General features: G+C 63.1%; 25 protein-coding genes. 12 read left to right on the top strand and 13 right to left on the bottom strand.

Going from position 1 to position 26,466, the window contains the following annotated elements; all coding sequences use genetic code 11:
- Positions 1-150 precede the first annotated feature (150 nt).
- Positions 151-1,005, bottom strand: coding sequence for a LysR substrate-binding domain-containing protein (locus ACIP1G_RS18795; RefSeq protein WP_400739757.1), 855 nt, complete (start codon positions 1,003-1,005; stop codon positions 151-153).
- A 135-nt stretch (positions 1,006-1,140) separates the two neighbouring features.
- Between ACIP1G_RS18795 and ACIP1G_RS18790 the strand changes: the two genes are divergently transcribed.
- The 4 genes from ACIP1G_RS18790 to ACIP1G_RS18775 are packed head-to-tail and all read left to right on the top strand — an operon-like array spanning position 1,141 to position 5,278.
- On the top strand, positions 1,141-2,181 hold the full coding sequence (locus ACIP1G_RS18790) for an agmatine/peptidylarginine deiminase (RefSeq protein WP_400739756.1): 1,041 nt from the start codon (positions 1,141-1,143) through the stop codon (positions 2,179-2,181).
- Positions 2,178-3,077, top strand: coding sequence for an N-carbamoylputrescine amidase (aguB, locus tag ACIP1G_RS18785; RefSeq protein WP_400739754.1), 900 nt, complete (start codon positions 2,178-2,180; stop codon positions 3,075-3,077). Before ACIP1G_RS18790 ends, aguB begins: the two co-directional genes overlap by 4 nt.
- A gap of 2 nt (positions 3,078-3,079) precedes the next feature.
- Positions 3,080-4,165 carry an extracellular solute-binding protein gene (locus tag ACIP1G_RS18780; protein ID WP_400739752.1) on the top strand — a complete coding sequence of 362 codons (1,086 nt, stop codon included), beginning with the start codon at positions 3,080-3,082 and terminating at the stop codon, positions 4,163-4,165.
- A gap of 3 nt (positions 4,166-4,168) precedes the next feature.
- Positions 4,169-5,278 carry an agmatine/peptidylarginine deiminase gene (locus tag ACIP1G_RS18775; protein ID WP_400739750.1) on the top strand — a complete coding sequence of 370 codons (1,110 nt, stop codon included), beginning with the start codon at positions 4,169-4,171 and terminating at the stop codon, positions 5,276-5,278.
- A gap of 124 nt (positions 5,279-5,402) precedes the next feature.
- On the opposite strand, the gene ACIP1G_RS18770 is transcribed toward ACIP1G_RS18775, so the two are convergent.
- Together ACIP1G_RS18770 and ACIP1G_RS18765 are read right to left on the bottom strand one after the other, a co-directional pair.
- A complete protein-coding gene (locus ACIP1G_RS18770; protein WP_400739748.1) occupies positions 5,403-5,936 on the bottom strand; it encodes a cytochrome b/b6 domain-containing protein in 534 nt (177 codons plus the stop codon).
- Positions 5,933-6,199 carry a PepSY domain-containing protein gene (locus ACIP1G_RS18765; protein ID WP_400739746.1) on the bottom strand — a complete coding sequence of 89 codons (267 nt, stop codon included), beginning with the start codon at positions 6,197-6,199 and terminating at the stop codon, positions 5,933-5,935. Before ACIP1G_RS18765 ends, ACIP1G_RS18770 begins: the two co-directional genes overlap by 4 nt.
- 175 nt (positions 6,200-6,374) lie before the next feature.
- Between ACIP1G_RS18765 and ACIP1G_RS18760 the strand changes: the two genes are divergently transcribed.
- Positions 6,375-7,553, top strand: a complete 1,179-nt coding sequence (locus ACIP1G_RS18760) for an acetyl-CoA C-acetyltransferase (protein WP_400739744.1) — start codon at positions 6,375-6,377, stop codon at positions 7,551-7,553.
- Positions 7,554-7,689: 136 nt separating this feature from the next.
- Here the strand turns inward: ACIP1G_RS18760 and ACIP1G_RS18755 are convergent, their stop codons facing one another.
- Both ACIP1G_RS18755 and ACIP1G_RS18750 read right to left on the bottom strand, forming a co-directional pair.
- Positions 7,690-8,409, bottom strand: a complete 720-nt coding sequence (locus ACIP1G_RS18755; RefSeq protein ID WP_400739742.1) for an SDR family NAD(P)-dependent oxidoreductase — start codon at positions 8,407-8,409, stop codon at positions 7,690-7,692.
- 163 nt (positions 8,410-8,572) lie between these two features.
- Positions 8,573-9,397: a 5-methyltetrahydropteroyltriglutamate--homocysteine methyltransferase gene (locus tag ACIP1G_RS18750; RefSeq protein WP_400739740.1), complete on the bottom strand. Its 825-nt coding sequence runs from the start codon at positions 9,395-9,397 to the stop codon at positions 8,573-8,575.
- Between the two features lie 335 nt (positions 9,398-9,732).
- On the opposite strand from ACIP1G_RS18750, the gene ACIP1G_RS18745 reads away from it, so the two are divergent.
- Positions 9,733-11,220, top strand: coding sequence for a methylenetetrahydrofolate reductase C-terminal domain-containing protein (locus ACIP1G_RS18745; protein ID WP_400739738.1), 1,488 nt, complete (start codon positions 9,733-9,735; stop codon positions 11,218-11,220).
- Here the strand turns inward: ACIP1G_RS18745 and yjiA are convergent.
- From yjiA to ACIP1G_RS18730, 3 genes are all read right to left on the bottom strand, one after another.
- Complete coding sequence (gene yjiA, locus ACIP1G_RS18740; RefSeq protein WP_400739736.1) at positions 11,180-12,157, bottom strand: GTPase; 978 nt, start codon at positions 12,155-12,157, stop codon at positions 11,180-11,182. The two genes, ACIP1G_RS18745 and yjiA, sit on opposite strands and share 41 nt — an antisense overlap.
- Before the next feature lie 189 nt (positions 12,158-12,346).
- Positions 12,347-12,544: a YbdD/YjiX family protein gene (locus ACIP1G_RS18735; RefSeq protein ID WP_013974210.1), complete on the bottom strand. Its 198-nt coding sequence runs from the start codon at positions 12,542-12,544 to the stop codon at positions 12,347-12,349.
- A 17-nt stretch (positions 12,545-12,561) separates the two neighbouring features.
- Positions 12,562-14,628 carry a carbon starvation CstA family protein gene (locus tag ACIP1G_RS18730; protein ID WP_400739734.1) on the bottom strand — a complete coding sequence of 689 codons (2,067 nt, stop codon included), beginning with the start codon at positions 14,626-14,628 and terminating at the stop codon, positions 12,562-12,564.
- A gap of 165 nt (positions 14,629-14,793) precedes the next feature.
- On the opposite strand from ACIP1G_RS18730, the gene ACIP1G_RS18725 reads away from it, so the two are divergent.
- Both ACIP1G_RS18725 and ACIP1G_RS18720 read left to right on the top strand, forming a co-directional pair.
- Positions 14,794-15,159, top strand: coding sequence for a PilZ domain-containing protein (locus tag ACIP1G_RS18725; protein ID WP_400739732.1), 366 nt, complete (start codon positions 14,794-14,796; stop codon positions 15,157-15,159).
- Positions 15,160-15,422: 263 nt separating this feature from the next.
- Positions 15,423-16,940 (top strand): nucleobase:cation symporter-2 family protein, encoded by a 1,518-nt coding sequence (locus tag ACIP1G_RS18720; protein ID WP_400739730.1) that lies wholly within the window; start codon positions 15,423-15,425, stop codon positions 16,938-16,940.
- Positions 16,941-17,117: 177 nt separating this feature from the next.
- Here the strand turns inward: ACIP1G_RS18720 and radA are convergent, their stop codons facing one another.
- Complete coding sequence (gene radA / locus ACIP1G_RS18715) at positions 17,118-18,488, bottom strand: DNA repair protein RadA (protein WP_003251626.1); 1,371 nt, start codon at positions 18,486-18,488, stop codon at positions 17,118-17,120.
- 176 nt (positions 18,489-18,664) lie between these two features.
- On the opposite strand from radA, the gene mscL reads away from it, so the two are divergent.
- Positions 18,665-19,084, top strand: a complete 420-nt coding sequence (mscL, locus tag ACIP1G_RS18710) for a large-conductance mechanosensitive channel protein MscL (protein ID WP_400739728.1) — start codon at positions 18,665-18,667, stop codon at positions 19,082-19,084.
- A 124-nt stretch (positions 19,085-19,208) separates the two neighbouring features.
- Here mscL and ACIP1G_RS18705 read toward each other — a convergent pair whose 3' ends face one another.
- A complete protein-coding gene (locus ACIP1G_RS18705) occupies positions 19,209-19,985 on the bottom strand; it encodes a ferredoxin--NADP reductase (protein ID WP_028699862.1) in 777 nt (258 codons plus the stop codon).
- A gap of 215 nt (positions 19,986-20,200) precedes the next feature.
- Here ACIP1G_RS18705 and ACIP1G_RS18700 point away from each other — a divergent pair, with 215 nt between their 5' ends.
- Both ACIP1G_RS18700 and ACIP1G_RS18695 read left to right on the top strand, forming a co-directional pair.
- Entirely contained in the window at positions 20,201-20,908 is a 708-nt protein-coding gene (locus tag ACIP1G_RS18700) for an autoinducer binding domain-containing protein (RefSeq protein WP_400739725.1), read from the top strand.
- A gap of 96 nt (positions 20,909-21,004) precedes the next feature.
- Positions 21,005-22,135, top strand: a complete 1,131-nt coding sequence (locus ACIP1G_RS18695) for a methyltransferase (protein ID WP_400739724.1) — start codon at positions 21,005-21,007, stop codon at positions 22,133-22,135.
- A gap of 122 nt (positions 22,136-22,257) precedes the next feature.
- Here ACIP1G_RS18695 and ACIP1G_RS18690 read toward each other — a convergent pair whose 3' ends face one another.
- The 3 genes from ACIP1G_RS18690 to ACIP1G_RS18680 are packed head-to-tail and all read right to left on the bottom strand — an operon-like array spanning position 22,258 to position 24,870.
- A complete protein-coding gene (locus tag ACIP1G_RS18690) occupies positions 22,258-22,413 on the bottom strand; it encodes a DUF2474 domain-containing protein (protein WP_400739722.1) in 156 nt (51 codons plus the stop codon).
- A gap of 9 nt (positions 22,414-22,422) precedes the next feature.
- Positions 22,423-23,430 carry a cytochrome d ubiquinol oxidase subunit II gene (cydB, locus tag ACIP1G_RS18685; protein WP_400739720.1) on the bottom strand — a complete coding sequence of 336 codons (1,008 nt, stop codon included), beginning with the start codon at positions 23,428-23,430 and terminating at the stop codon, positions 22,423-22,425.
- A 3-nt stretch (positions 23,431-23,433) separates the two neighbouring features.
- On the bottom strand, positions 23,434-24,870 hold the full coding sequence (locus tag ACIP1G_RS18680) for a cytochrome ubiquinol oxidase subunit I (RefSeq protein WP_400739718.1): 1,437 nt from the start codon (positions 24,868-24,870) through the stop codon (positions 23,434-23,436).
- Positions 24,871-25,214: 344 nt separating this feature from the next.
- Between ACIP1G_RS18680 and ACIP1G_RS18675 the strand changes: the two genes are divergently transcribed.
- Positions 25,215-26,435: an MFS transporter gene (locus ACIP1G_RS18675; RefSeq protein WP_400739716.1), complete on the top strand. Its 1,221-nt coding sequence runs from the start codon at positions 25,215-25,217 to the stop codon at positions 26,433-26,435.
- The last annotated feature ends 31 nt before the right edge of the window (positions 26,436-26,466 follow it).

Below are 26,466 nucleotides of genomic sequence, written 5' to 3'. Positions count from 1 at the left end.
ACGGGGTGATCATGGCGATGCAAAACCGGGGTTAGCCTATGCCGGCCTGTTCGCGGGTGAACCCGCTCCTACAACGACCGCGCAAATCCTGAGACCTGCGCAATCCCTGTAGGAGCGGGCTCACCCGCGAAGAGGCCGGCCCAGACACCATCAATCTGCCAGGAGCGCTTCCTTCAACCACCCCAGAAACTGCCGGGCCAACGGATCATCCTGGCTATCCCGATGCACCAGGCAAGCCCAAGCCGGCCCCCGCACACGCTGCGCCGACAACGCCTGCAAGCGCCCCTCCTCCACCGCCCGCCGCGCCAGCAACTGGCTGACCAGCGCCACCCCCAGCCCTTCGCTCGCCGCATCCAGCAACAGCCCCGGGTCGGAAAAATTCAGCCCCTTGCCCTGCTGCCCCACATCCTCGCCACCCTCCAGCTGCCAGTGGCTCCAGTCCATTTCCCGTTCGCCGTGCAAGGTAGTCCGCACAGCCGAAGATGCCAGCGATGGGTGGCAGGCCGGGTACAGCTGGTCCTGATGCAGCACGCTGAAACTGCATTCAGCCTGGGCACTGAGGTCATCGCGGATGGCCAGGTCGATGGTTTCGCTGGCCATGTCCGGCACCTCGAAACTGGTGAACAGCCACAGGTCGACCGCCGGGCAGCGCTGGTGAAAGTCGGCCAGCCGCGGCAGCAGCCAGTGCCTGGCAAACGCCGGGCTGGTATTGACTACCAGCTGATTGGGCTTGCGGTACTGGTCAAGCCGGCGGATGCCCACCGCCAGGTGCTGCAACAGCGATTGCGTGGTACTGAGCAGGTCGTGCCCGGCATCGGTCAGGCTCACGCCACGGCCACTGCGGTGGAACAGCGGCTGCTCCAGGTAGGTTTCCAGGCTGCGGATCTGCTGGCTGATCGCTGACTGGGTCAGGTTCAGCGCCTCGGCGGCCTTGTGAAAGCTGCCCAGCCGCGCGGCGGCCTCGAAGCCGCGCAGGGCATTCAGGGGTGGCCAGTGTTTAAGCATGATTGATAAGCCTTGCTGATCAGATGTGCGCTAAATCTATCGTTTGTCGCTGGCCAGGCCTAGCCATAGCATTAGCACCAACACCCGCGACGGCGGGCTTCGTTGATAAAAATCCTTAATAGATCGGAGTTCACTATGCACCTGTCCCTCGACAGCGGCTGGCGTATGCCTGCCGAATGGGCCCGCCACGCTGCCACCTGGATGGTCTGGCCGCACAACCAGGCGCTGTGGGAAAGTGGCTGGAACGTGCGCCTGGCCGACGTACAGCAGGACTACGCCCGTGTCGCGGCGGCCATTGCCCGCTTCGAGCCGGTGAAAATGGTCGTCGACCCGTCCGCCTTAGCTAGCGCCCGCGCCCTGTGCGGCGCCAATATCGAGCTGATCGAGCTGGCCGTGGACGACAGCTGGTGCCGGGACAGCGGCCCGAGCTTCATCTGCCACCCGCAACATGGCCTGGCTGGCCTGAGCTGGCGCTTCAATGCCTGGGGCGGTAAGTCGCAACACAGCCTGGACCGCAGCCTGGGGCGGCGTATTCTCGACCAGCTCGGCCTGGACGGCTTCAGCACCTCGCTGTGCAACGAAGGCGGCGCGATTCATGTGGACGGCGAAGGTACGCTGATCACCACCGAGTCGGTGCTGCTCAACCCTAACCGCAACCCTGGCTTGAGCAAGGCCGAGTTCGAAGCCTGCTTTGCCCGCTATCTGGGCATCAGCAAGACCATCTGGCTGCCGGGCGACCCGCAATACGTAACCGGCGACATGACCGACGGCCACGTCGATGGCGTCTGCGCCTTCGCCCGCCCAGGCGTGCTGCTGGTCGACGCCACCCATGACCAGCACTCGGTGTACGCCGAAGTGGTGCGGGAAAACCGCCGCGCGCTGGAACTGGCCACCGACGCCCAGGGCCGCCACTTCGAACTGCTTGACCTGTACGAAGCCAGCGCCGCGGTAGACCAGGACGCCGAGGTGTTCTGTGCCTCCTATACCAACTTCTACATCGCCAACGGCGCGATCATCATGCCGGCCTACGGCATCGCTGCCGACCAGGACGCCGCCGCACAACTGGCCCATGCCTTCCCGGGCCGAGAGATCGTGCCGGTGCGCATCGACCACATTGCCTACGGCGGTGGCGGCATTCATTGCATCACCCAGCAGCAGCCCGAGGTGCAGCCATGAGCCGGCTGCGTATCGCCACCACGCAGATGCCGTGCAGCTGGAACCTGCCCGACAACCTCGAACGTGCCGAACAACTGGTGCGCCAGGCCGCCGCCAAAGGCGCCCAGGTAATCCTGCTGCAGGAGCTGTTCGCCACCCCGTACTTCTGCATCGAGCAGGACCACCAGCACCAGGCCCTCGCCCAGCCTTACCCCGACAGCCCGATCTTGCAGCGTTTTGCGGCACTGGCCGGTGAGCTGGGCGTGGTGCTGCCGCTGAGCTGGTACGAGCGCGCCGGCAATGCCTTCTTCAATTCGCTGACCGTGGCCGACGCCGACGGCCGCCTGCTCGGCGTGTACCGCAAGACCCACATTCCCAACGCCATCGGCTATCAGGAGAAGGAATACTTCAGCCCCGGCGACACCGGTTTCAAGGTCTGGGACACCGCCTTCGGCCGCCTGGGCATCGGCATCTGCTGGGACCAGTGGTTCCCCGAAACGGCCCGCTGCCTGGCGCTGATGGGCGCCGAAGTGCTGTTGTTCCCCACTGCCATAGGCTCCGAGCCTGGCTGTGCCGAACTGGACTCGCGCGACCATTGGCAGGTGGCCATGCGCGGCCATGCCGCCGCCAACCTGCTGCCGGTGGTGGCGGCCAACCGCGTGGGCGAGGAAGTCGCCGCCAGTGACGCAGCGCTGGCCATGCGTTTCTATGGCTCGTCGTTCATCTGCGACCACAAGGGCGCCATGCTCGCCGAAGCCGACCGCAACAGCAGCGGTATCTGGCTGCATGACCTGGACCTGGCGGGCATGCGCGAAGACCGTCTGAGCTGGGGCATCTACCGCGATCGCCGCCCGGAAATGTACGCCACGTTGCTGTCCCTGGACGGCAGCCACCCACACCCCTTGATGAGGGCCTGAGCATGAAACGCCACGTTCTAGCCGCATTGGCGCTGGCCGTCTGCGCCAGCCACGCCCAAGCCGAGCAGCCGGTGCTGCGCCTGTACAACTGGGCCGACTATTTTGCCGAGGACACCCTCAAGCAGTTCACCGCCGAAACCGGTATCCAGGTGATCTATGACGTGATGGATGGCAGCGAGGTACTTGAAGCCAAGCTGATGTCCGGGCGCAGTGGCTACGACCTGGTATTCCCCGGCGATACCGTTGCCGAGCGGCTGATGCGCGCCGGCAGCCTGCAACCCCTGGACCCCAGCCGCCTGGAAGCGCTGGACGATATCGAGCCTGGCCTGCGCAAGCTACATGCTCAGTACCCCAAGGCCAGCCAGGCCACCGTGCCCTACACCTGGGGCACCATCGGCCTGACAGTGAATGCCGACAAGGTGCGCCAGCGCATGCCCGATGCGCCGCTGGACGACCTCGACCTGCTGTTCAAGCCAGAGCTGGCCGCCAAGTTTGCCGACTGCGGCATCTCGGTGATCGACTCACCCGACGAAGTGCTGGCCGTGGTCCTCAATTACCTGGGCCGCGAGCCACGCAGTGCCAAGCGTGAAGACCTGGCTGCAGCCAGCGAGTTGCTCAAGGCCATTCGCCCGTATGTGCGCAAGTTCCAGTCGCAACCAGTGACCGAACTGGTCAACGAGAACCTGTGCCTGTCACTGGGCTACAGCGGCGATGTGATGCAGGCGCAGCGCACTGCCGAGGCCGCAGGCAAGCACCTCGATTTCCAGTACCGCGTGCCGCGTCAGGGCACCACAGTGTGGATGGATACCATGGCCATTCCGGCCGATGCCAAGCACCCGGAATACGCCTATCGTTTCATCAATTTCGTCATGCGCCCGGCGAACATGGCTGCGATCAGCAACTTCACCGGCTACCCCACGGCCAGTGCCAAGGCGCGCCAGGCGGTGGAGCCGCGTATGCGCGACAACCCCGATATCTACCTCGACCAAGCCACCTACGCCCGGCTGATCCCGGGCCGTGATATTCCACAGGCTGACATGCGTGCACGCATGCGCGTGTGGACACGCTTCAAGACTGCACAGGACTGAGCCATGCCAAGCCGTAGAACCTTCCTGCAACTGTCGCTGGCCGCCGGCCTCGGCGCCGGCCTGGGCCTGCCGCTGGGCCTGGCCCGCGCCGAAGAACCGGGGCGCTGGTTCATGCCCGACGAAGGCGAGCCGCAACAACGCGCGTTCATCGCCTTTGGGGCCCAGGCTGCCATCTGGGAGGACTTCACCACCGATGTGCAAGCCGCGCTCGGCCGCATTGCCCAGGCCATTGCCCGTTACCAGCCCGTCACGGTGTTCTGCCGGGCCAGCGAGCGAGCGCTGGCCGAGCAGCACTGCGGCCAGCACAACACGCAGTTTGTCGAGTGCGAACTGGATGACATCTGGATGCGCGACATCGGCGCCAACTTCGTCGTCGACGACGACGGCGCCCTGGCGGCAGTGGACTTCAACTTCAATGGCTGGGGCAACAAGCAGCGCCACCGCAACGATGCGCAGTTGGCCAAGCGCGTTGCCACGCTGGCCGGTGCCCGCTACCAGCGCAGCGAACTGGTGGGCGAAGGCGGTGCTATCGAGGTGGACGGGCATGGCACCGGCATCATGACCGAGAGCAGCTGGATCAACGCCAACCGCAACCCGGACTGGAGCAAGGCCGAGGTCGAAGCCGAGCTCAAGGCGCGCCTGGGCCTGAGCAAGATCATCTGGCTGCCGGGCATCGCTGGTGAGGACATTACCGACGGCCATGTGGACTTTTATGCCCGCTTCGTGCGGCCGGGGGTGGTGATTGCCAACCTGGACAACGACCCGGATTCGTATGACCACGCGGTAACGCGCAAGCACCTGGAAATCCTCAAGCGGGCCACCGATGCCGAGGGGCGCAAGTTGCAGGTACATGTGGTGTCGCCGCCAATGCGCGGGCGGCGCAACAGGTTCAGCAAGGACAATGACGATTTTGCGGCGGGGTACATCAACTACTTCGTGATCAACGGCGCGATCATTGCGCCGCAGTTTGGTGACGGGCCGGCGGATGAGAAGGCTCGGGCGCTGCTGGCGGCGTTGTATCCGGGGCGGGATATCGTGCAGCTGGATATCGATGCGATTGCGGCTGGGGGTGGGGGGATTCACTGTGTGACCCATCAGTGCCCGGCGGTATGAATGATGTTGCCTGACCGGGCCTCTTCGCGGGTCAACCCGCTCCTACAACGACCGCACAAATCTCAGGATTTGTGCAGGTCTTGTGGGAGCGAGCGTGCCCGCGAAGAGGCCGGTGCAGGTTTCCTCAATCGCGATGCCGCCGGCGCCCGGTGATCATCGACAACGGCAGGTTTTCGCGCAGGCGCACACTCTCGACGATGGCGCCCAGCACATGCACGCAGACCAACGCCAGCAACGCATTGGCCAGCCAGCTGTGCACATCCATCGGCCATTCGACACCCCACAGCGCGTCCACCTCCTGCGAGGCCCAGCCGGTCAGGCCAAGGCCCGTGATGCCGATCAACATCAGCACCATCACCAGCGCGCCTATCGGCGAATGCCCCATGCCATGGACATGCTCCCCGCGCAGCAGATCGCGGGCATGCCCGGCCACGCCCGACGGCGTTGGCCAAAAATCAGCCCAGCGCGCGCTGCGCGGCCCGACAAACCCCCAGACCACACGTACCACCACACAGGCCAGTGCGTAGTAACCCAGCCACTGGTGCCAGTCATCACCCTCTTCGTTGAAAAAGTAGTTGGCAAAGAACACGATCGCGATCGACAGGTGGATCAGCCGCAGGAGTGGGTCCCACAGCTGCACCGTGCCGTCGCTGTTCACTTGTGATACTCAGTCTTGACTGCCTTGCCAGTCACCGGGTCGTGGTAGATCTCGACCTTCTTGCCATCCTTGTCGAAACCATAGATCTCGTAGCAGTTGCCCTTGGTGACCTTGAACTTGTTGATCTTGTAGCCCTGCTCCTTGAGCTGGGCCTGGAACTTTTCCTGGTCTTGCCAGGTGCTTTTATCAGCGGTGGTGCATTCGGTAGCGGCGAATGCAGTGCTGCTGCCGATCAGCAGGGTTAGAGCTATCAATGAGCGCATGGGCATGAACTCCATTCAGGTGGGTGATACAGCATGCTAATTAGCTTAGATGTGGGGGGCGCATTACGCCCATTCATTTGCTTTCCGGATCAATCACAAAGAAAAACAAACTTAACAAATGAGCCAAAGCCACCGATGCTTGAGGCATTACGCCCATCGCACGGAGAACAACAACATGAACGACGTGGTCATCGTCGCCGCAACCCGTACCGCCATTGGCAGCTTCCAGGGTGCCCTGGCCAGTGTGCCAGCGGTCGACCTTGGTGCCGCCGTGATCAAGCGCCTGCTGGAGCAGACAGGGCTGGACCCGGCGCAGGTTGACGAAGTGATTCTCGGCCAGGTGCTCACCGCCGGCGCCGGGCAGAACCCGGCACGCCAGGCCGCGATCAAGGCCGGCCTGCCCTTCAGCGTACCGGCACTGACCCTGAACAAGGTTTGTGGCTCGGGCCTCAAGGCCTTGCACCTGGCCGCGCAGGCCATCCGCTGCGGTGACGCCGAGGTGGTAATTGCCGGTGGCCAGGAGAACATGAGCCTGGCCCCCTATGTGATGCCCTCGGCCCGTACCGGCCAGCGCATGGGCCATGGCCAGCTGATCGACAGCATGATCACCGATGGCCTGTGGGATGCCTTCAACGACTACCACATGGGCATCACCGCGGAAAACCTGGTGGACAAGTACGCCCTCAGCCGTGAACAGCAAGATGCCTTCGCCGCCGAGTCGCAGCGCAAGGCCGTGGCGGCAATCGAAGCCGGCCGTTTCGATGACGAAATCACCCCGATCGTGCTGCCGCAGAAAAAGGGCGAGCCCAAGGTGTTCGCACGTGACGAGCAGCCACGCCCGGACACCACCGCCGAATCCCTGGGCAAACTGCGCCCGGCGTTCAAAAAGGATGGCAGCGTCACCGCTGGCAATGCCTCCAGCCTGAATGATGGCGCCGCCGCTGTGCTGCTGATGAGCGCGACCAAGGCCAAGGCCCTGCGCCTGCCGGTGCTGGCGAAAATCGCGGCCTATGCCAGTGCTGGTGTAGACCCGGCGATCATGGGCATTGGCCCGGTTTCGGCGACCCAGCGCTGCCTGGACAAGGCCGGCTGGCAGTTGGCCGAGCTGGACCTGATTGAAGCCAACGAAGCCTTTGCCGCCCAGGCACTGGCCGTGGGCAAGGCGCTGGAGTGGGATGCTGCGCGGGTTAACGTGAATGGTGGGGCGATTGCCCTGGGCCACCCGATTGGAGCGTCTGGGTGCCGGGTGTTGGTAACCTTGCTGCACGAGATGATCAAGCGGGATGCCAAGAAAGGTTTGGCGACCTTGTGCATTGGCGGTGGGCAAGGGGTGGCTTTGGCCATTGAGCGTTGATCTTGGATTGATTTGAGCAGGTCCGGCCTCTTCGCGGGTAAACCCGCTCCTACAGGGACCGCACAAATTTCAATGCTTGTGCAGTAACTGTAGGAGCGGGTTTACCCGCGAAGAGGCCAGGCCTGCTTAAAACCCTTCAGAACCGCTCATCGGCAATTGCCGGCAAGGTCAGCTCGCGCACATAGCTTGCCGCCGACAGCTCCAGCAGCGTACGCACCATCAGCACCACATCATGCAGCGGTATCAGCCCTCCTTCCCCACGCGCCGCGGCCTCGGCCCACGGCACATCCAGGCTGTCCTGGGTATTCAGATAGCCCAGGTTCAGGCACGTCACCCCAAGCCCCTGCCCCCGATAGCCTTCGCGCAAAGCCTCGGCGATGCCGCGCAGGGCGAACTTGGACGCGGCGAAGGTCACTTCCGGCCGACCACTCTGGGGCAGGCCCGAAGTGGAACCGGTCAGGATGATTCGTGGTTTTTCGCTTTTGAGCAGCTGTGGCAGCAAACGCTTGATCAGCAGGATGGTCGCGGTGATGTTGCAGTCGACCATGCGCTGCAATTGCACATCGCGGTCTTCGAGAAAGCTGTAGTGCGTTTCGAAGGCCTCGGTTTCCCACAAGCCGAGGTTATAGATCAGCGTATCCACACCGCCATCGGCCAGTGCTCGGGCAATGGCCTCGACAGCGGTGGCCGGCTGGCCGAGATCGGCTTCGATCCATTGGGCTTCGACATCCTTGCCGATGTTCACTGCCGCTGGTTTGGCGCGCGACACGCCGATCAATGTATCGCCGGGGTTGCCCAGCCCTTCCATGAAGGCCTTGCCCAGGCCCTTGCTGGCACCGACTACCAGAATGCGCATCGCATCACTCCCTGTGGATTTGATCGGAGTCGGCATTCTAGGGGTTTTGTAGCGCCTGTGCCGGCCTCTTCGCGGGTAAACCCGCTCCCACAAACATTGAAATTTGTGCGGTCCCTGTGGGAGCGGGTTTACCCGCGAAGAGGCCGGCACAGACCGCGAATAATCAAGCTGCGACTCGGTACTGCTCCAGCGAAGCGGCCAGCACCGCCACTTCCTGGCACTTCTGCACGGCCAGCTCCACCGGGCTTTCCAGCAACGAACAAGCCGGCGCCAGCCACAGCCGTTCACCCAGGCGTTCGTGGGCATCGAGCAACAAATCCAAGGTCTTTCCCAGATCGCAAGGCGCGGCGTCGCGGCCGTCGACCAGGCCCAGCGACAGCACCTTGTAAGCGGGCAGGCGGTCGAGCATGGCCTGGTACTGCTCAGGCGCCTGCACCAGGTCGATATGCAGGCCATCGACCGGCAGGTTGGCGGCCAGGCCGAGGTTGCCATCGAGACCACCGGAATAGGTGGCGATCAGCTTCTTCAGCGGTGCCCGCTGAAGGATGTTGTAGACGCGCTCGTAGGCGTTTTTCCAATCTTGTGGCAGCTCCTGGGCCAGGATTGGCTCATCGATCTGCACCCATTCGACGCCCAAGGCAGCCAGGCGGTTGAGGGCCTGGTCATACTGCGGCAACAGGCGGTCGAGCAGCTCCAGCTTGTCGAAGTCGTCGCCCTGGGCTTGACCCTGCCACAGGTAGGTCAATGGGCCGATCACCACCGGCTTGACCGCATGGCCCAGGGCTTTGGCTTGTTCCACTTCCTCGAAAAGCTGTTCCCAGTTCAGGGCGAACTGTTGGTCATCGGCGGTCAGCGCGTGGTCATACTGGGCGGCGTTGCCGACTGGCAGCAGTTCAATACCGGCGTCTTTCTGCACTTGCCAGTGGCGGGCCCGCAGCTCACGGTCGCGGCCGGTGGTTGGAAAGCCCAGGTTGTGTGCCAGTGCCATGTCTTGTCCCTTCAGCATGCTCAAATTAATGAAGGGATTTTCCGGCTGATGGGGGTATTGAGACAAACTCATTAAATTTGAGATGAACTCAAGAAATTCTCATGATCATGGTTTTGCATGGGCTGTGCCGGCCCTTTCGCGGGTGAACCCGCTCCTACAGGAGTTTCATGATCTTCGGTGAATGCAGCACCTGTAGGAGCGGGTTTACCCGCGAAAGGGCCGGCACAGGGTAAACACTGATGTCTCATTCAGAGCACCACCCTGCGCATCCGGACATGACCCCGCCCGCCTTCTGCCGCACAATGCCACCCTGACCACACCAGGTACCCGGCCCCATGAGCCTGCTGAAAACCGCGCTGCGCGAAAATACCTTCGTCTGCGTCATGGAGTTCGTCCCCAAGCCCTCCGCAGAGCGCTTTGCTGCCATGCAGGCGATCATGGATCGTGCACACCTGTGCGGCTGGCCAATGACCGTGGCCATCGGCGACCGCGTCGGCAGCCCGCTGGACATGTCGCCGCTGGACGCCCTCGCCTCGTTCAGTAATCCGGTGCCTGCCCTGCCGCATTTCTCCGGCAAGGACCGCGAACGCCACCACCTGCTCGCGCAACTGCAACGCATGGACGCCGCCGGCCTCGACCAGCTGTTGCTGCTCACCGGCGACCGCCTGCCCGGCCATGAGCCTGGCCAGCGCCCGGTGCGCTACCTGGAGTCGGTCGCTGCCCTGCAGATCGCTCGGCAAGCCTGCCCTCACTGGCTGCTGGGCGCGGCGCTGAACCCGTTCAAGTACTGCGAGGAAGAAGGTGGCGCCCAGTATTTCAAGGCCGAGAAAAAGCTGGCGGCGGGTGCTGACTTCCTCACCCTGCAACTGGGTTTCGATGCCGCCAAGCACCAGGAGGCCATGCACTGGATGAGCCGCCAGGCGGCGCCAAAGCCGATGCTGGCCTGCCTGATGAGCCTTACCCACGGCCGCGCGGCGATGCTTGACCACGTGGCCGGCGTTACCGTTTCGCCGTCCATGCGCGACATGCTCGAAGCGGAAACGGCGCAGTCCAAGGCCTTTGCCCAGGCGCGCAGCGTCGACCGCCTGGCCTTGCAGATCATTGGCGTGAAGCTGATGGGTTACGCCGGCGTGCACCTGTCGGGTATCCACGAGCTCAAGCAACTGCTGGCCCTGGAAGCGCGCATCGAGCACTGGCAAGCGCAGGTCCACACACTGGAACAATGGGCACCCGCCTGGCACGCCAGCTGGCAGATGCCCGGCCTGCCGGCCGTGATCTTCCATCCGCCACAGGCGGGCTGGCGCCAGGGCGAGTCACGGGTCGATGCTTCGTTCAAGGAAAAAGCGCGCTATCAACTGATGCACGGCATGCACTCACTACTGTTCAGCCGCCGCAACAGCCTGAGCAAGGCATTCGGCTGGGCGGTGCGCCAGCCGCTTTGGGCTACCCGCCTTGGCGCGCAGGTGCTGCACAAGGTAGAACGCGCCGTGAAGCGCCCGCTGGTGGGTTGCGACACGTGCGGCCGTTGCCGCCTGGAAGACACCCTGTACATCTGCCCGGAAACCTGCCCCAAGGGCCTGGCCAACGGCCCTTGCGGCGGCACCGCGCTGAACCGCTGCGAGTTTGGCGACCGCGAGTGCATCCACAGCGTCAAGTACCGCACCGCCAAGGCGGTGCGGCAAACGGCCGTGCTGACGGAGCGCCTGATCCCGTGCATCGAGGTCGAAACCCGTCACCGCAGCTCATGGCCGCAGTGGTTCGCAGCACAGACGCCCCGCCGGCTCAGCCCACAGCCAGCGCCTCGAACCCAGCCCGAATCGTAGCCTCGGGCAGCTCATCGGCGATGAACACCATCACGCTCTCGCGGGTTTCACCCTCGGCCCACTCGGCGTCCCAGTCGAAGCCGTAGAGCTTGAGTACGCCCTGGAACACCAGCTTGCGGTCTTCGCCGGCAATGTTCAGCACGCCCTTGTAGCGCAGCAGCTGCTTGCCGTGGGCTTCCAGCAGCTCATTCATGAAGTTGCTGAGGCGGTCGATATCCAGCGCGGTTTCCGTGCGCAACACCAATGTGGAGATACGGTCCGGGGTAGCGGGCTTGAGCAACGGGCGAAGCGTAGGCTTGAGGTTCGCACCCAAGTCCGGGTTCAGGTTGAAACCCCGTACATCGAGCAGTTCCGCCAGGTCGATGCGTCCATGCTCGACCACGCGGATCGCAGCCCGGCCATTAATGCGTGCCAGGCGATCGCGCAGGGCTTCTACCGCAACCGGCTCGACCAGGTCGGTCTTGCTGAGCAGTAGCCGATCGGCAAAACCGACCTGGGCCTGGGCGATGGTCTGGGTCAGGTGCAATTCAGCATGGGCGGCATCGACCAAGGTGATGATGCCGTCGAGGATATAACGCTCACGCAGCTCCTCGTCGATGAAAAAGGTTTGTGCCACTGGTGCCGGGTCGGCCAGGCCTGTGCATTCGATCACCAGCCGGTCGAAGGCGATTTCGCCGGCATCCAGGCGTTCGAGCAATAGGTACAGGGCGCGGGTCAGGTCGCCGTGGATGCTGCAGCACACGCAGCCGTTGGCCAGGGTCATCACCTGGACCGGCTCGTCGCCCAGCAGCTGGCTATCGATACCGGCCTCGCTGAATTCGTTTTCGATCACCGCGATTTTCAGGCCGTGCTCAGCCTTGAGCATGTGCTTGAGCAAGGTGGTCTTGCCGGCACCGAGGAAGCCAGTGAGGATGGTAACGGGAATAGGCGTCTGCACGCAGAACTTCTCCTGTGCAGTGATAATTCGGAAGGTGTGCGCGCTCCCTGTAGGAGCGGCCTTGTGTCGCGATAGGGCCGCAAAGCGGCCCCAGGTTTTCAGCTTCGCAGCGGATATAGCCGGGGCCGCTGCGCGGCCCTGTCGCGACACAAGGCCGCTCCTACAAGGACCGCGCTGGCCGATGAGGTGTTAGCAGCACTTGGGCCCGGACTTGCCGCCGTATCGCGCTTCCTGGCGTTCGCGGAAAAACTCCTCGTACGTCATGACCGGCTTGTCCGGGTGCTTGGTCTGCATGTGCTCGACATAGTTGTCGTAGTCGGGCATGCCGACCATCAGGCGGGCTGCCTGCCCCAGGTATTTACCCAGTCGACCCAGGTCGTTGAACATGACTGCAGTCCTCTCGTTTACGCGTCAGGCAACGCCTGGAATGGCGTTTCCTTGTCGGTGCGTTCTTTGCGGCCCCAGGCGGCATAGCCGACCTTGAGGGCGAAGAACAGGATGCTGAACACCACCAGAAGGAACAGGATGGTCAGGCCCGCGTTGGTGTACGCGTTGAAGATCACATGCTGCATCTGGCCGATGTCCTTGGCCGGTGCCAGTACCTGGCCGGCGTCCAGCGCCGTGCTGTACTTCTTGGCCAAGGCCAGGAAGCCCACTGCCGGGTTCGGGTCGAACAGCTTGATCAGGCCTGCCGCAGTGGTGCAGATCAGCAGCCACACAGCCGGCACCAGGGTTACCCAGATGTAGCGCTGACGCTTCATCTTGATCAGCACCACGGTGCCGAGCATCAGGGCAATACCGGCCAGCATCTGGTTGGAGATGCCGAACAGCGGCCACAAGGTGTTGATGCCACCCAGCGGGTCGATCACGCCTTGGTACAGCAGGTAACCCCACATTGCCACGCAACCAGCGGTGGCAAGCAGGTTGGCACCCCACGACTCGGTACGTTTCAGGGCGGGTACGAAGCTGCCCAGCAGGTCTTGCAGCATGAAGCGCCCGGCACGGGTACCGGCATCTACTGCGGTAAGGATGAACAGCGCCTCGAACAGGATCGCGAAGTGGTACCAGAAGGCCATGGTGTTTTCACCCGGCAGCACCTGGTGCAGGATCTGCGCGATACCCACCGCCAGGGTCGGCGCACCACCGGCGCGGGCCAGGATAGTGTGCTCGCCGATGTCGCGGGCCACTGCTTCCAGTTGCTCGGGGGTAATCAGGAAGCCCCAGCTGCTGACTGTCTGCGCCACCGATGCAACGTCGGCGCCGACCACTGCGGCCGGGCTGTTCATGGCAAAGTACACACCCGGCTCGATCACCGAGGCGGCGACCATGGCCATGATGGCAACGAACGACTCCATCAGCATGCCGCCGTAGCCGATGTAGCGAGCGTTGGTTTCGTTATCCAGCAGCTTGGGCGTGGTCCCCGAGGAGATCAGCGCGTGGAAGCCAGACACCGCGCCACAGGCAATGGTGATGAACAGGAACGGGAACAGGGTGCCCTTCCACACCGGGCCGGTGCCGTCGGTGAACTGGGTCAGCGCCGGCATTTTCAGCTCGGGCGCGATGATCAGGATGCCGATGGCCAGGCCGACGATGGTGCCGATCTTGAGGAAGGTCGACAGGTAGTCACGCGGCGCCAGCACCAGCCACACCGGCAGCACGGCGGCGACGAAGCCATAACCCACCAGCATCCAGGTGATCTGCACGCCGGTGAAGGTGAACGCCGGGCCCCAGGTCGGATCTGCAGCAATCTGCCCCCCCAGCCAGATCGACGCCAGCAGCAGCACCACGCCGATGACCGAGATTTCGCCAATGCGGCCCGGGCGGATGTAGCGCATGTAGATGCCCATGAACATCGCGATCGGGATGGTCGCCATCACCGTGAACATGCCCCATGGGCTTTCGGCCAGGGCCTTGACCACGATCAGCGCCAGCACCGCCAGGATGATGATCATGATCAGGAAGCAGCCGAACAAGGCAATGGTGCCCGGAATACGGCCCATCTCCTCGCGCACCATGTCGCCCAGCGAACGGCCATTGCGGCGGGTGGACAGGAACAGGACCATGAAGTCCTGTACCGCACCGGCCAGCACCACGCCGGCAATCAGCCACAGCGTGCCGGGCAGGTAGCCCATTTGCGCGGCGAGTACCGGACCAACCAGCGGGCCGGCGCCAGCGATGGCGGCGAAGTGGTGACCGAAGAGGATGTGTTTGTTGGTCGGGACGTAGTCCAGGCCGTCGTTGTTGAGCACCGCCGGGGTGGCACGGCGCGGGTCGAGTTGCATCACCTTGGTGGCGATGAACAGGCTGTAGTAGCGATAGGCGACCAGGTAGATGGCCACGGACGCGACCACGATCCACAAGGCGTTGATCGCCTCGCCGCGACGCAGGGCAACCACACCCAGCGCGCAGGCTCCTATGACTGCCAGCGCCAGCCACGGAATGTGGCGTAGCAGGCTATTATTGTTGTTCATGGTTAGCTTCCAGCTGGTGGATTGGAAAGACCGCCCATCGAGTCTAGGGCGAGTCATCGCGCATTGCCACACTTGCTTTGGTCTAGAGCCTCTGCGGCCAGATTGCGGTACCTGATGCACATACCACTCTAACTATAGTCAGGATGTCACCCGGAGAGTCCGCCCATGAGCATTCACGACGAACGCCGCCGCTTCCAGCGTATTCAGTTCGATGCCCCGACCAAGTTGTGCCAGGGCGAGCGTTGCTGGAAGGTGAAACTGCTCGACCTGTCCCTCAAAGGCCTGCTGGTCGAATGCCCGGAGCCCTGGGACGCCGACCTGACCCAGGATTTCGAAGCGTACATCCTGCTCAACGATGAAGAGACCGAAGTGCAGATGCAGGTCGAACTGCGCCACGAAGAGCCCCACCGCCTGGGCTTCATCTGCCTGTACATCGATCTCGACTCGATGAGCCATTTGCACCGTCTTGTGGAATTGAACGTGGCCGACAGCACCGAAATGATGCGTGAGCTGCGCGAACTGATCGAATAATGAAATCTCTTAGCTAGCTACTAGCTTTCCCGTCTGGTGTTTCCTGTCTACCCAGACAGCTTTAAGTCTGGGTAGCAACTCTTTGTACACACCCCTCTAGTACAGCTTCTGACGAGTTGGTACGGCTTCTGCATTGGGTTTTCGCACACCCTGCGGCCGCTACTGTGCGCGCTCCGATCAAAATATTGTATACAATTCTTGTGGCAATCATTTGTAGGAAGTGTCTACAGTAGCAACACAAAAATAAACAGAGAGCCTGCTCCATGACTACGTCCCCTAGCACGTCTCCCGCCAAGCGCCCCGAGGATGAAAACCTCGGCCTTGGGGCCAACCTGGCCTATGGTCTGCAGCACGTACTGACCATGTACGGGGGGATTGTCGCGGTACCCCTGATCCTGGGGCAGGCCGCAGGCCTGAATGGCGCCGAAATCGGCATGCTGATCGCCGCCTCGTTGTTCGCCGGTGGCCTGGCCACCCTGCTGCAAACCCTGGGCCTGCCGTTTTTCGGCTGCCAGTTGCCGCTGGTACAGGGCGTGTCGTTCGCGGGTGTGGCGACCATGGGCGCGATCCTCAGCAGCGAGGGCGGCGGCGGCCTGCCGGGCGTGCTGGGTGCGGTCATGGCGGCATCGTTCATCGGGTTTCTGATCACCCCGGTGTTCTCGCGCATCACTAAGTTCTTCCCACCGCTGGTAACCGGCATCGTCATCACCACCATCGGCCTGACCCTGATGCCAGTAGCGGCCCGCTGGGTGATGGGTGGCAACAGCGCCTCGCCAGAGTTCGGCAGCGTTGCCAACATCGGCCTGGCCGGGCTGACCTTCGCCATCGTGCTGCTGCTGAGCAAGCTGGGCAGCGCGACCATCTCGCGCCTGTCGATCCTGCTGGCCATGGTGGTTGGTACCTTGATCGCCTGGGCGCTGGGCATGACCGACTTCAGCAAGGTCAGCGAAGGCCCGATGTTCGCCTTCCCCACGCCGTTCCACTTCGGCATGCCGGAATTCCACATCGCCGCGATCCTGTCGATGTGCATCGTGATCATGGTGACCCTGGTGGAAACCTCGGCCGACATTCTGGCCGTGGGTGAGATCATCGACACCAAGGTCGACTCCAAGCGCCTAGGCAACGGCCTGCGCGCCGACATGGCGTCGAGCATCCTGGCGCCGATCTTTGGCTCGTTCACCCAGAGCGCGTTCGCCCAGAACGTCGGCCTGGTGGCGGTGACCGGGGTCAAGAGCCGCTATGTAGTGGCTACCGGTGGCGTGATCCTGGTGGTGCTCGGCCTGCTGCCGATCATGGGCCGGGTGATTGCCGCAGTGCCTACCCCGGTATTGGGCGGCGCGGGCATCGTGCTGTTCGGCACCGTGGCGGCCAGTGGTATCCGTACCCTGTCCAAGGTCAGCTACAAGAACAACGTCAACCTGATCATCGTCGCCGCCTCGCTGGGCTTCGGCATGATCCCGATTGCCGCGCCGACCTTCTACCACCACTTCCCGAACTGGTTCGAGACCATCTTCCACTCGGGCATCAGCTCGGCTGCGATCATGGCCATCCTGCTGAACCTGATCTTCAACCACTTCACCACAGGCAACTCGGAAAACCAGTCGGTGTTCGCCGCGGCCTACGAGCGCACGATCCAGTATTCGGACATTTCCGCGCTGCGTGATGGCGACTACTTCAAGGATGGCAAGCTGTTCGATGCCGAAGGCAATGAAGTGCCGATGCTGGAACTGGACGAGCATGGTAATGAAACGGTCAGGCGCACGCCGGTTGCCGAGCATTGACCGCTGACTGAGCGGTGAGGTGGAGGGGCCGACGCGCATCGTCGGCCCCTTTTTCGTTTGCCTGTGCCGGCCCTTTCGCGGGTAAACCCGCTCCCACAGGTACCGCGCCCCATTCACGGCTGGCGCTACACCTGTGGGAGCGGGTTTACCCGCGAAAGGGCCGGTACAGGCTATACATCACTCGAACAATGCATCCAGGGCCTGCTCCAGCCGGGTAACGGCAATCACCTGCAACCCCGCCGGCGCCTCTTTCGGCGCATTGCCCTTGGGCACGATGGCCCGCTTGAAACCATGCTTGGCCGCTTCCTTCAAACGCTCCTGCCCGCTAGGTACCGGCCTTACCTCGCCCGACAGGCCGATCTCGCCAAACACCAGCAGGCCATGCGCCAACGGCCGGTTGCGCAAGCTGGACATCACCGCCGCCAACAGCGCCAGGTCCGAAGCCGTTTCCAACACCTTCACCCCGCCCACCACGTTGAGGAACACGTCCTGGTCGTGGGTGGGAATGCCGCCATGACGGTGCAGCACCGCCAGCAGCATGGCGAGGCGGTTCTGATCCAGGCCCAGGGTCACCCGACGCGGGTTGGCCAGGTGGCTATCGTCGACCAGTGCCTGCACCTCCACCAGCATCGGCCGGGTACCTTCCCAGGTCGCCATCACCACACTGCCCGGCACTTCTTCCTGGGTACGGTTAAGAAAGATCGCCGACGGGTTGGACACCTCTTTCAAACCCCGGTCCGTCATGCCGAACACGCCCAGCTCGTTAACCGCGCCAAAGCGGTTCTTCACTGCCCGCAGCAAGCGCAGGCGGCCGTCGGACTCGCCTTCGAAATACAACACGGTGTCGACCATGTGCTCCAGTACCCGCGGGCCGGCCAGCGAGCCTTCCTTGGTCACGTGGCCAACCAGGAAGATCGCCGTGCCGCTCTGCTTGGCGTAGCGCACCAGCAACGCCGTGCTTTCACGCACCTGGGCCACGCCGCCGGGCGCCGATTGCAGTTGCTCGGTGAAAATGGTCTGGATCGAGTCGATCACCATGACCCGCGGTTTTTCGACGCGTGCCGTGGCGATGATGGTTTCGATGCAGGTTTCGGTCATTACCTTGAGCTGGTCCTGGGGCAGGCCCAGGCGCCGCGAACGCATGGCCACCTGCTGCTGCGATTCCTCGCCGGTGACATACAGCGCCGGCATGCCCACGGCAATGTTGCACAGCGTTTGCAGCAGGATGGTCGACTTGCCGATGCCGGGGTCCCCGCCAATCAGCACCACCGAGCCATCCACCAGGCCACCGCCCAGCACGCGGTCCAGTTCGGTACTGCTGGTGGTGAAACGCGGGATTTCTTCGACGCTGACTTCGGCCAACGTCTTGATCTGCGCCTGCTGCCCGGTCCAGCCGGCACGGCCGCTACTGGGCGCAGCGGCACCGCCGCTTTCGATCATGGTTTCGACCAGGGTGTTCCAGGCCCCGCATTCGCCGCATTGCCCGGCCCATTTAGGGAAGGTCGCGCCGCATTCGGTGCAGCCATACAAGCGCTTGGCCTTGGCCATGGGTGGGGTCTCCTGGCAAAAACCGCCATGATAGCCGAGCAGGACGTGTCTCGAACGCTTCGGGATGCGACAAAACTATTCGTTCTAACCACAGTCACTACCCCTGAACACCACGCATGAAGCGTTTTAGTGGCTTACACTGCGTTAACCTTACCTTTTGTTACAAGGAACCAAACATGGGCATGCTCAATGAGTTCAAGGCCTTCGCGGTCAAAGGCAATGTGGTCGACATGGCAGTCGGCATCATCATCGGCGCAGCCTTCGGCAAGATCGTCTCGTCCTTCGTCGGTGACGTGATCATGCCGCCACTGGGCCTGCTGATTGGTGGTGTGGACTTCAGCGACCTGGCCATTACCCTGAAGGCGGCCGAAGGCGATGTGCCGGCGGTGATGCTGGCGTATGGCAAGTTCATCCAGACCGTGATCGACTTCGTGATCGTGGCCTTTGCCATCTTCATGGGGGTAAAGGCGATCAACCGGCTCAAGCGCGAAGAGGCCGTGGCGCCGACTGTGCCGCCAGTGCCATCTGCCGAAGAGACCTTGCTGACCGAGATTCGCGATTTGCTCAAGGCGCAGAACCAGAACCGGTTGCCCTGAGATTGCTGGGGCCGCCCTGCGGCCCATTCGCGGCACAAGGCCGCTCCCACAAGGTGCCGCGTAGACAGGCCCATGTGGGAGCGGCCTTGTGCCGCGAATGGGCTGCAAAGCAGCCCCAATGGCTTTACCAGTAATTCTCGACAGCCACCTGCCCCGGCCGCTTGCTCAGGCTCAGCTGCAGGTCACGCGCCTTCAGCACCTTGCGCGTCTCGTCGATCATTTCCGGGTTGCCGCACAGCATCACCCGCGAATGCTCCGGTGACAGCTCCAGCCCCGCCGCCTTCTCCAGCTCGCCATTCTCGATCAACGTGGTAATACGCTGGTTCAGCGCCCCCGGGTGCTGCTCACGGGTCACCACCGGAATGAACTGCAACTTGCCGGCGAACTCGGCCAGGTAGTCACGCTGCTCCAGCCCGGCGATTTCATCCACATAGGCCAGCTCTTTCGCTTCACGCACCGAATACACCAGCTTGATGCTGTCGAAACGTTCCCAAGCTTCGAAGTCCTGCAGGATCGACATAAATGGCGCAATGCCTGTACCGGTGGCCAGCAGCCACAGGTCACGGCCACCGACGAAGCGATCAAGCGTGAGGAAGCCGAAGGCCTGGCGGTCGATCAGCAAGGTATCGCCCGCACCTAGCCGGCTCAGTTCACTGGTGAACTCACCACCGGGTACCACGATGGAGAAGAAGTCGAGGTGCTCGTCATGCGGTGCGCTAACCATGGAATAGGCGCGCCATACCACGCTGCCATCAGCCTTGGTCACGCCCAGGCGGGCAAACTGGCCGGAACGGAAGCGGAACCCCGCATCGCGCGTAACCCGCAGGCTGAAGAGGTTCGGCGTCAGCGGCTGAACATCGAGCAGGGTCTGGCGGGTGAATTTTTCGGCGCTAGCGGTCATATTGGGCTCCAAGGTTTGGCGTGCGCACAGTGTCGCGCAAAGTGCCGTGGATAAAAACCACTGCTTTGTAGGGCCTCATCAAGGGCGATCGTGCCGAAGTCGCAGAAAATCCTGATCGCTATAACAAAAAAATCCCAACGTTATGGTAGGACATTTCCTACAATCATCCGGGTACTCAAACGGATTGGATCCTGATACCCCGAGGAGTGTTTCAGATGCTTCAATGGAAACCCGAGCATCTTCATGCGTTCGTCAGTGAACGTAGCCCACGGAAGCTGTTCGACATCGCGGTGCACCTGGCACAAGACCTGGGCATGGATTACCTTGGGCTGAACATTCGCATCCAGATCGCCACGCAGACGCCCAGGGTCTACCTCTACAGCAACTACCCGGACGAGTGGATCGAGCGCTGCCAGCGTGACGATTTCTACAAGCAGGACCCTGCTGCCAACATCAGTCACAGTTCGACCATGCCGGTGCTGTGGACCGACGATCTGTACCGTGATGCCCCGCATTTTCGTGAAGCAGCCTGCCAGTATGGCCTGCGTCACGGCTGGACGCAGTCTTTGCACGACCTGCAGCACAACGAGAGCCAGGTCAGCGTGGCCAGGCCCCACGGCAACATCGGCATCCACGAACTCTACGATAAGGCCGGCAGTGTGCAGTGGCTGTGCCACACCCTGCACGCGGTGCTGGGCGAACACCACCTGAACGCGCTGTGCCCACCTCAGCCGAAAATGAGCGAGCGCGAACTGGAAGTGCTGAAATGGTCGGCCGCCGGCAAGACCGCCGCCGACGTGGCCTGCATCCTGTCACTGTCGCAAAGCACGATAAACTTCCATATCCGCAGCGTGATCACCAAGACCAACGCCGCCAACAAGGCCGGCGCCATCGCCATCGCCGCCCTGCGCGGCTGGATCTGACCGGCAAACCTGCGACCTTGGGCAAAGCCCTGTAGAATCGCCCGGCAAAGCCCGGGGCGAACCGCAACGGGCAGTTTCGTACCCGAGCCAGACGCCATGCCCCTGTTGACCACCCCCTTCGCCGAACTCGACCTGATCCGCCAGCCGGAGCAGGCCAACGACCCGCTGCAGGCTTTTGATGCCGCCGACGAGTACCTGCTTGCGCAGTTGCATGAACAGGCACCCGAGGCCAACTGCCGGGTGCTGGTGCTCAATGACAGCTTCGGCGCCCTGGCCGCCAGCCTGGCGGGCCAGCTGCAAGTGGTCAGCAGCGGCGATTCGCACCTGGCGCACGTGGCCCTGGAAAAGAACCTGGCGCGCAATGGCCTGCCGTTCGACAGCGTGCCGTTCGTGCCGGCCAGCGAACCCTGGCAAGGCCCGTTCGACCGGGTGCTGGTGCGCGTGCCCAAGACCCTGGCCCTGCTCGAAGAGCAGCTGATCCGCCTGCAAGGCCACCTGGCACCCGGCGCACAGGTGATCGCCGGGGCGATGATCAAGCACCTGCCATGGGCCGCCGGTGAGCTGATGGAGAAGTACATCGGCCCGGTGCAGGCATCGCTGGCGCAGAAAAAGGCCCGCTTGCTGACGGCAACGGTGGCCGACCGCCCGCTCGCACGCTCGCCCTACCCTAGCCGCTACCGCCTCGACGTGCCGGCGCTGGAGCTGGAGCTGGTCAACCATGCCAACGTGTTCTGCCGTGAGGGCCTGGACATTGGCACCCGGGCGTTCCTGCCCCACCTGCCACGCGACCTTGGCCGCGCGCGGGTGGCGGACCTGGGTTGCGGCAACGGTGTACTGGCGATTGCCAGCGCCCTGGCCAACCCGGATGCCGAGTACACCTTGGTTGACGAGTCGTACATGGCGGTGCAATCGGCGCGGGAGAACTGGCAGGCTGCGCTGGGCGAGCGCCCGGCGATGTTCGAGGCGGCCGATGGTTTGGCCGGGGTAGAGAAACAATCGCTGGACGTAGTGCTGTGCAACCCGCCGTTCCACCAGCAGCAGGTGGTGGGCGATTTTCTCGCCTGGCGCATGTTCCAGCAGGCGCGCGAGGCGCTGGTGGTGGGTGGGGCGCTGTATATCGTGGGTAACCGGCACCTGGGCTATCACAGCAAGCTGGCGCGGCTGTTCCGTGGGGTGGAGCAGGTGGCGGCTACGCCCAAATTTGTAATCCTGAAAGCCCGCAAATAGGCGCCCTGGGTTCCAACAGGCTGTGGGAGCGGGCTTGTCCCGCGAACCAGACAACACGGTGCATGGCACCGGCTTTGCCGGTGTTCGCGGGACAAGCCCGCTCCCACAGCGCCCCCATCAATTCAATGGGTGGTCAGGCCAGCAGCCCCCATGAACAAGCGCATCACCCAGGCCGCCACGCCCAGCGCTGCAACACTCATCGCCCATATCAGCAACAGCCAGCCCAGCCGCTGCCACAGCGGTTTCTTGTCTTCCAAACTATGCTTGCCAGTCATCATGCGGCCCTCCTAGTGATAGCCGTCTTCATGGGTCACCTTGCCGCGGAACACGTAGTAGCTCCAGAAGGTATACATGAGGATGAACGGCAGGATGAACAGTGTGCCCACCAGCATGAAGCCTTGGCTCTGCGGCGGTGCGGCGGCATCCCAGATCGAGATTGACGGAGGGATGATGTTCGGCCACAGGCTGATACCCAGGCCGCTGTAGCCAAGGAAGATCAGCACCAAGGTGAGCAGGAACGGGGTGTAGTGCGCGTTGCGTGCCACCGCCTTGAGCAACCCGTAGAAGGTCACCAGCACCAGCAGCGGCACCGGCATGAACCACAGCAGGTTGGGCATGCTGAACCAGCGGTCGGCGATTTGCGGGTAGGCGATGGGCGTCCACAGGCTGACGATACCGATCACCGCCAGCAGCACCAGCGCCAAAGGCCGGGCAATGTCGTGCATCTTCTGCTGCAGCGGCCCTTCGGTCTTCATGATCAGCCAGGTGCAACCCAGCAGCGTGTAGGCCACGATCAAACCGAGCCCACTGAACAGGCTGAACGGGGTCAGCCAGTCGAGGGTGCCACCGGCGAAATGCCGGTCGACCACCTTGAAGCCTTCAAGGAACGCGCCCAGTGCCACGCCCTGGAAGAAGGTCGCGACCAGCGAGCCCCAGATGAACGCCTTGTCCCAGATATGCCGCTTCTCGGCGGTGGCCTTGAAGCGGAACTCGAACGCCACGCCGCGGAAGATCAGGCCGATAAGCATCAGAATCAAAGGCAGGTACAACGCCTCAAGGATCACCGCGTACGCCATCGGGAACGCCCCGAACAGCCCTGCCCCCCCCAATACCAGCCAGGTTTCGTTGCCATCCCACACCGGGGCGACGGTGTTCATCATCACATCACGGTCATGCTCGTCCTTGACGAACGGGAAGAGCATACCGATTCCCAAGTCGAAACCATCCATCACCACGTACATCATGACGCCGAAGATGATGATCACGGCCCAGATCAGCGGAAGGTCGATACCCATGGCTCAGTTCCCCTTGCTCAGGCTGGCGGTGTTGGCCTCGTGGCCATCATCTGCGGCGGACAGCGGCCGCGCCGGCGTGCGTTTGGTGCCAGGCCCACCAGGGTTGGTCTCGTCACCTTCACCGGTCTGCGGGCCTTTGCGCACCAGGCGCATCATGTAGCCAAGGCCAGTACCGAACAGGGCGAAGTACACCACCACAAAGGCCACCAGGGTAAAGCCGAGCTGGGCGTAACTGTGGTTGGACACGCCATCCGCCGTGCGCATCAGGCCGTACACAACCCAAGGCTGGCGGCCGATCTCGGTGGTGAACCAGCCGGCCAGCAATGCAACCAGCCCTGAAGGCCCCATCCACAGGGCCACGTGCAGGAACGGCCGTGAGCTGTAAAGCGTGCCGCGCTTGCGTAGCCACAGGCTCCACAGGCCGACGAAGATCATCAGGAAACCAAGGCCGACCATGACCCGGAACGACCAGAACACGATGGTCGAGTTGGGCCGGTCCTCAGGCGGGAATTCCTTCATCGCCGGTACCTGCTTGTCCAGGCTGTGGGTCAGGATCAGGCTGCCAAGCGCCGGGATCTCGACCTTGAAGCGGGTAGTCTCGGCTTTCATGTCGGGGATGCCGAACAGGATCAGCGGGGTCGGCTCGCCGGGCACGTTCTCCCAGTGGCCTTCGATCGCGGCAATTTTCACCGGCTGGTGCTTGAGCGTATTGAGGCCATGGAAGTCGCCGATCACCGCCTGGATCGGGGCCACGATCAGCGCCATCCACATGGCCATCGACAGCATCTTGCGCACCGCCGGGTTGTCACGCCCACGCAACAGGTGCCAGGCCGCCGAGGCGCCGACGAAGAACGCTGTGGACACGAACGCAGCGGTGGCCATGTGCATCAGGCGGTAAGGGAACGAGGGGTTGAACACCACCGCGAACCAGTCCACCGGCACCACCCGGCCATCGATGATCTCGTGGCCTTGCGGGGTTTGCATCCAGCTGTTGGAGGCGAGGATCCAGAACGTCGAGACCAGCGTGCCGAGCGCCACCATCACCGTGGAGAAGAAGTGCAGGCCGCGACCAACGCGGTTCCAGCCGAACAGCATGACGCCCAGGAAGCCGGCCTCGAGGAAGAAGGCAGTGAGGACTTCGTAGGTGAGCAGCGGGCCAGTGACAGCGCCGGCAAAGTCGGAGAAGCGGCTCCAGTTGGTGCCGAATTGGTAGGCCATGACCAGGCCGGAGACCACGCCCATGCCGAAGTTGACGGCAAAGATTTTCGACCAGAAGTGATAGAGGTCACGGTAGACCTGGTTGTGGGTCCTCAGCCAAAGGCCTTCAAGGACTGCCAGGTAGCTCGCCAGGCCGATGGTGATGGCCGGGAACAGGATGTGGAACGACACGGTAAAGGCAAACTGCATTCGGGCGAGCTCTAAGGCCTCTATTCCGAACATGGTGCTTCCTCTTCAGGTAATCCGGCGTCCGGGCTTGTGGCCCCGTCGCCCACTGCCCCCACGGTAGTCGAGTGCGGCGCGTTGGAATTGTTCTGTTCGATCGCAGGGATTCCGGCCCAGAGGGCCAATTCGTTGAATCTGGAACGATTGATCCAGATCAACGAATGCTAGGAAGCATAGTCCCGAATGGCCCGGCCGGGCGTGTGGTTGATTGCCGCGTGACCGGTTGCCCCACCCTCTTACATAACGCGTGAAAAAGTGCCGATCCGGGCAAACAGTAACTGCTTGTTACAAACAGATGGTACGCTGCGCCCCCCTCTACTGCGCCGAGCCCCTGGTTTCCGATGTCCGAATCCGCACCGCAGTTGTTGCGTCACCACCGCCCTTTCCTGGCCTTCTGGCTGGCCCGTGTATTCACCGCCAGCGGCTTCCAGATGCTCACCGTGGCCATTGGCTGGCACCTCTACCAGTTGACCGGCAATGTGCTGGACCTGGGTCTGGTCGGCCTGGTCGAATTCGCCCCGCGCGTGCTGTTCATGCTGCACACCGGGCATGTGGCCGACCGCTATGACCGGCGCAAGGTCGCCGCCCTGTGCCAAAGTTTGCAAGGGCTGATTGCCCTGGCGCTGGCAGTGGGCAGCGCCACCGACAACGTCACCCGCGAGCTGATCTTCGCCCTGGCCTTCCTGCTTGGCGCCACGCGCTCATTCGAAATGCCGGCCACCCAGGCGCTGCTGCCCAACGTGGTGCCGTCCGGGCTGTTCCCGCGGGCAGTGGCGGCTTCGGCGTCGGCCACCCAGACAGCGACCATCGTGGCACCGGCGGTGGGCGGTTTCCTCTATGCCTTCGGCAGCATCTGGGTGTATGGCCCCACCGTGGCCCTGTACGCCATTGCCTGCGTACTGACCCTGAGCCTGCAGGCGCGCGGCCAGGTCGTGCAGCGCGGGCGCGCCAGCATCGAGTCGCTGCTGGCCGGCATCCGCTTCATTCGCAGCCGCCCCGACATCCTCGGCGCCATCTCGCTGGACCTGTTCGCCGTGCTGCTGGGCGGGGCCACTGCGCTGCTGCCGGTGTTCGCCAAGGACATCCTGCTGACCGGCCCCCTGGGCCTGGGCCTGCTGCGCTCGGCACCAGCGGTGGGGGCGTTGCTGATGTCGCTGTGGCTGGCGCGCTTCCCGTTCGAGCGCAACGTCGGGCGCACCATGTTCACCGCAGTGGGCATTTTTGGCGTGGCGACCATCGCCTTCGGCCTGTCGACCTCGTTCTGGTTCTCGCTGGCGGTGCTGGTGGTGCTGGGTGCGGCAGACATGATCAGCATGGTCATTCGCGGTGCCTTCGTGCAGTTGGAGACGCCGGATGAAATGCGCGGGCGGGTGAGCGCGGTGAACGGGCTGTTCATTGGGGCCTCGAACCAGCTCGGTGAGTTCGAATCGGGGGTGACGGCGCACTGGTTTGGTACGGTGCCGGCGGTGGTGATGGGTGGGGTGGGCACCTTGGTGGTGACTGGGGTGTGGATAAAACTGTTCCCTACGCTGGCCAAGCGGGATCGGTTGCATAACGGTTGATCGGTTGCCTGTGCCGGCCTCTTCGCGGGTG

Origin of the sequence: Pseudomonas sp. NPDC089392, assembly GCF_044749595.1 — a bacterium.
GTDB lineage: Bacteria > Pseudomonadota > Gammaproteobacteria > Pseudomonadales > Pseudomonadaceae > Aquipseudomonas.
Note: the sequence above shows the minus strand (reverse complement) of the source record. Positions and strands in the feature narration are given on the sequence as shown.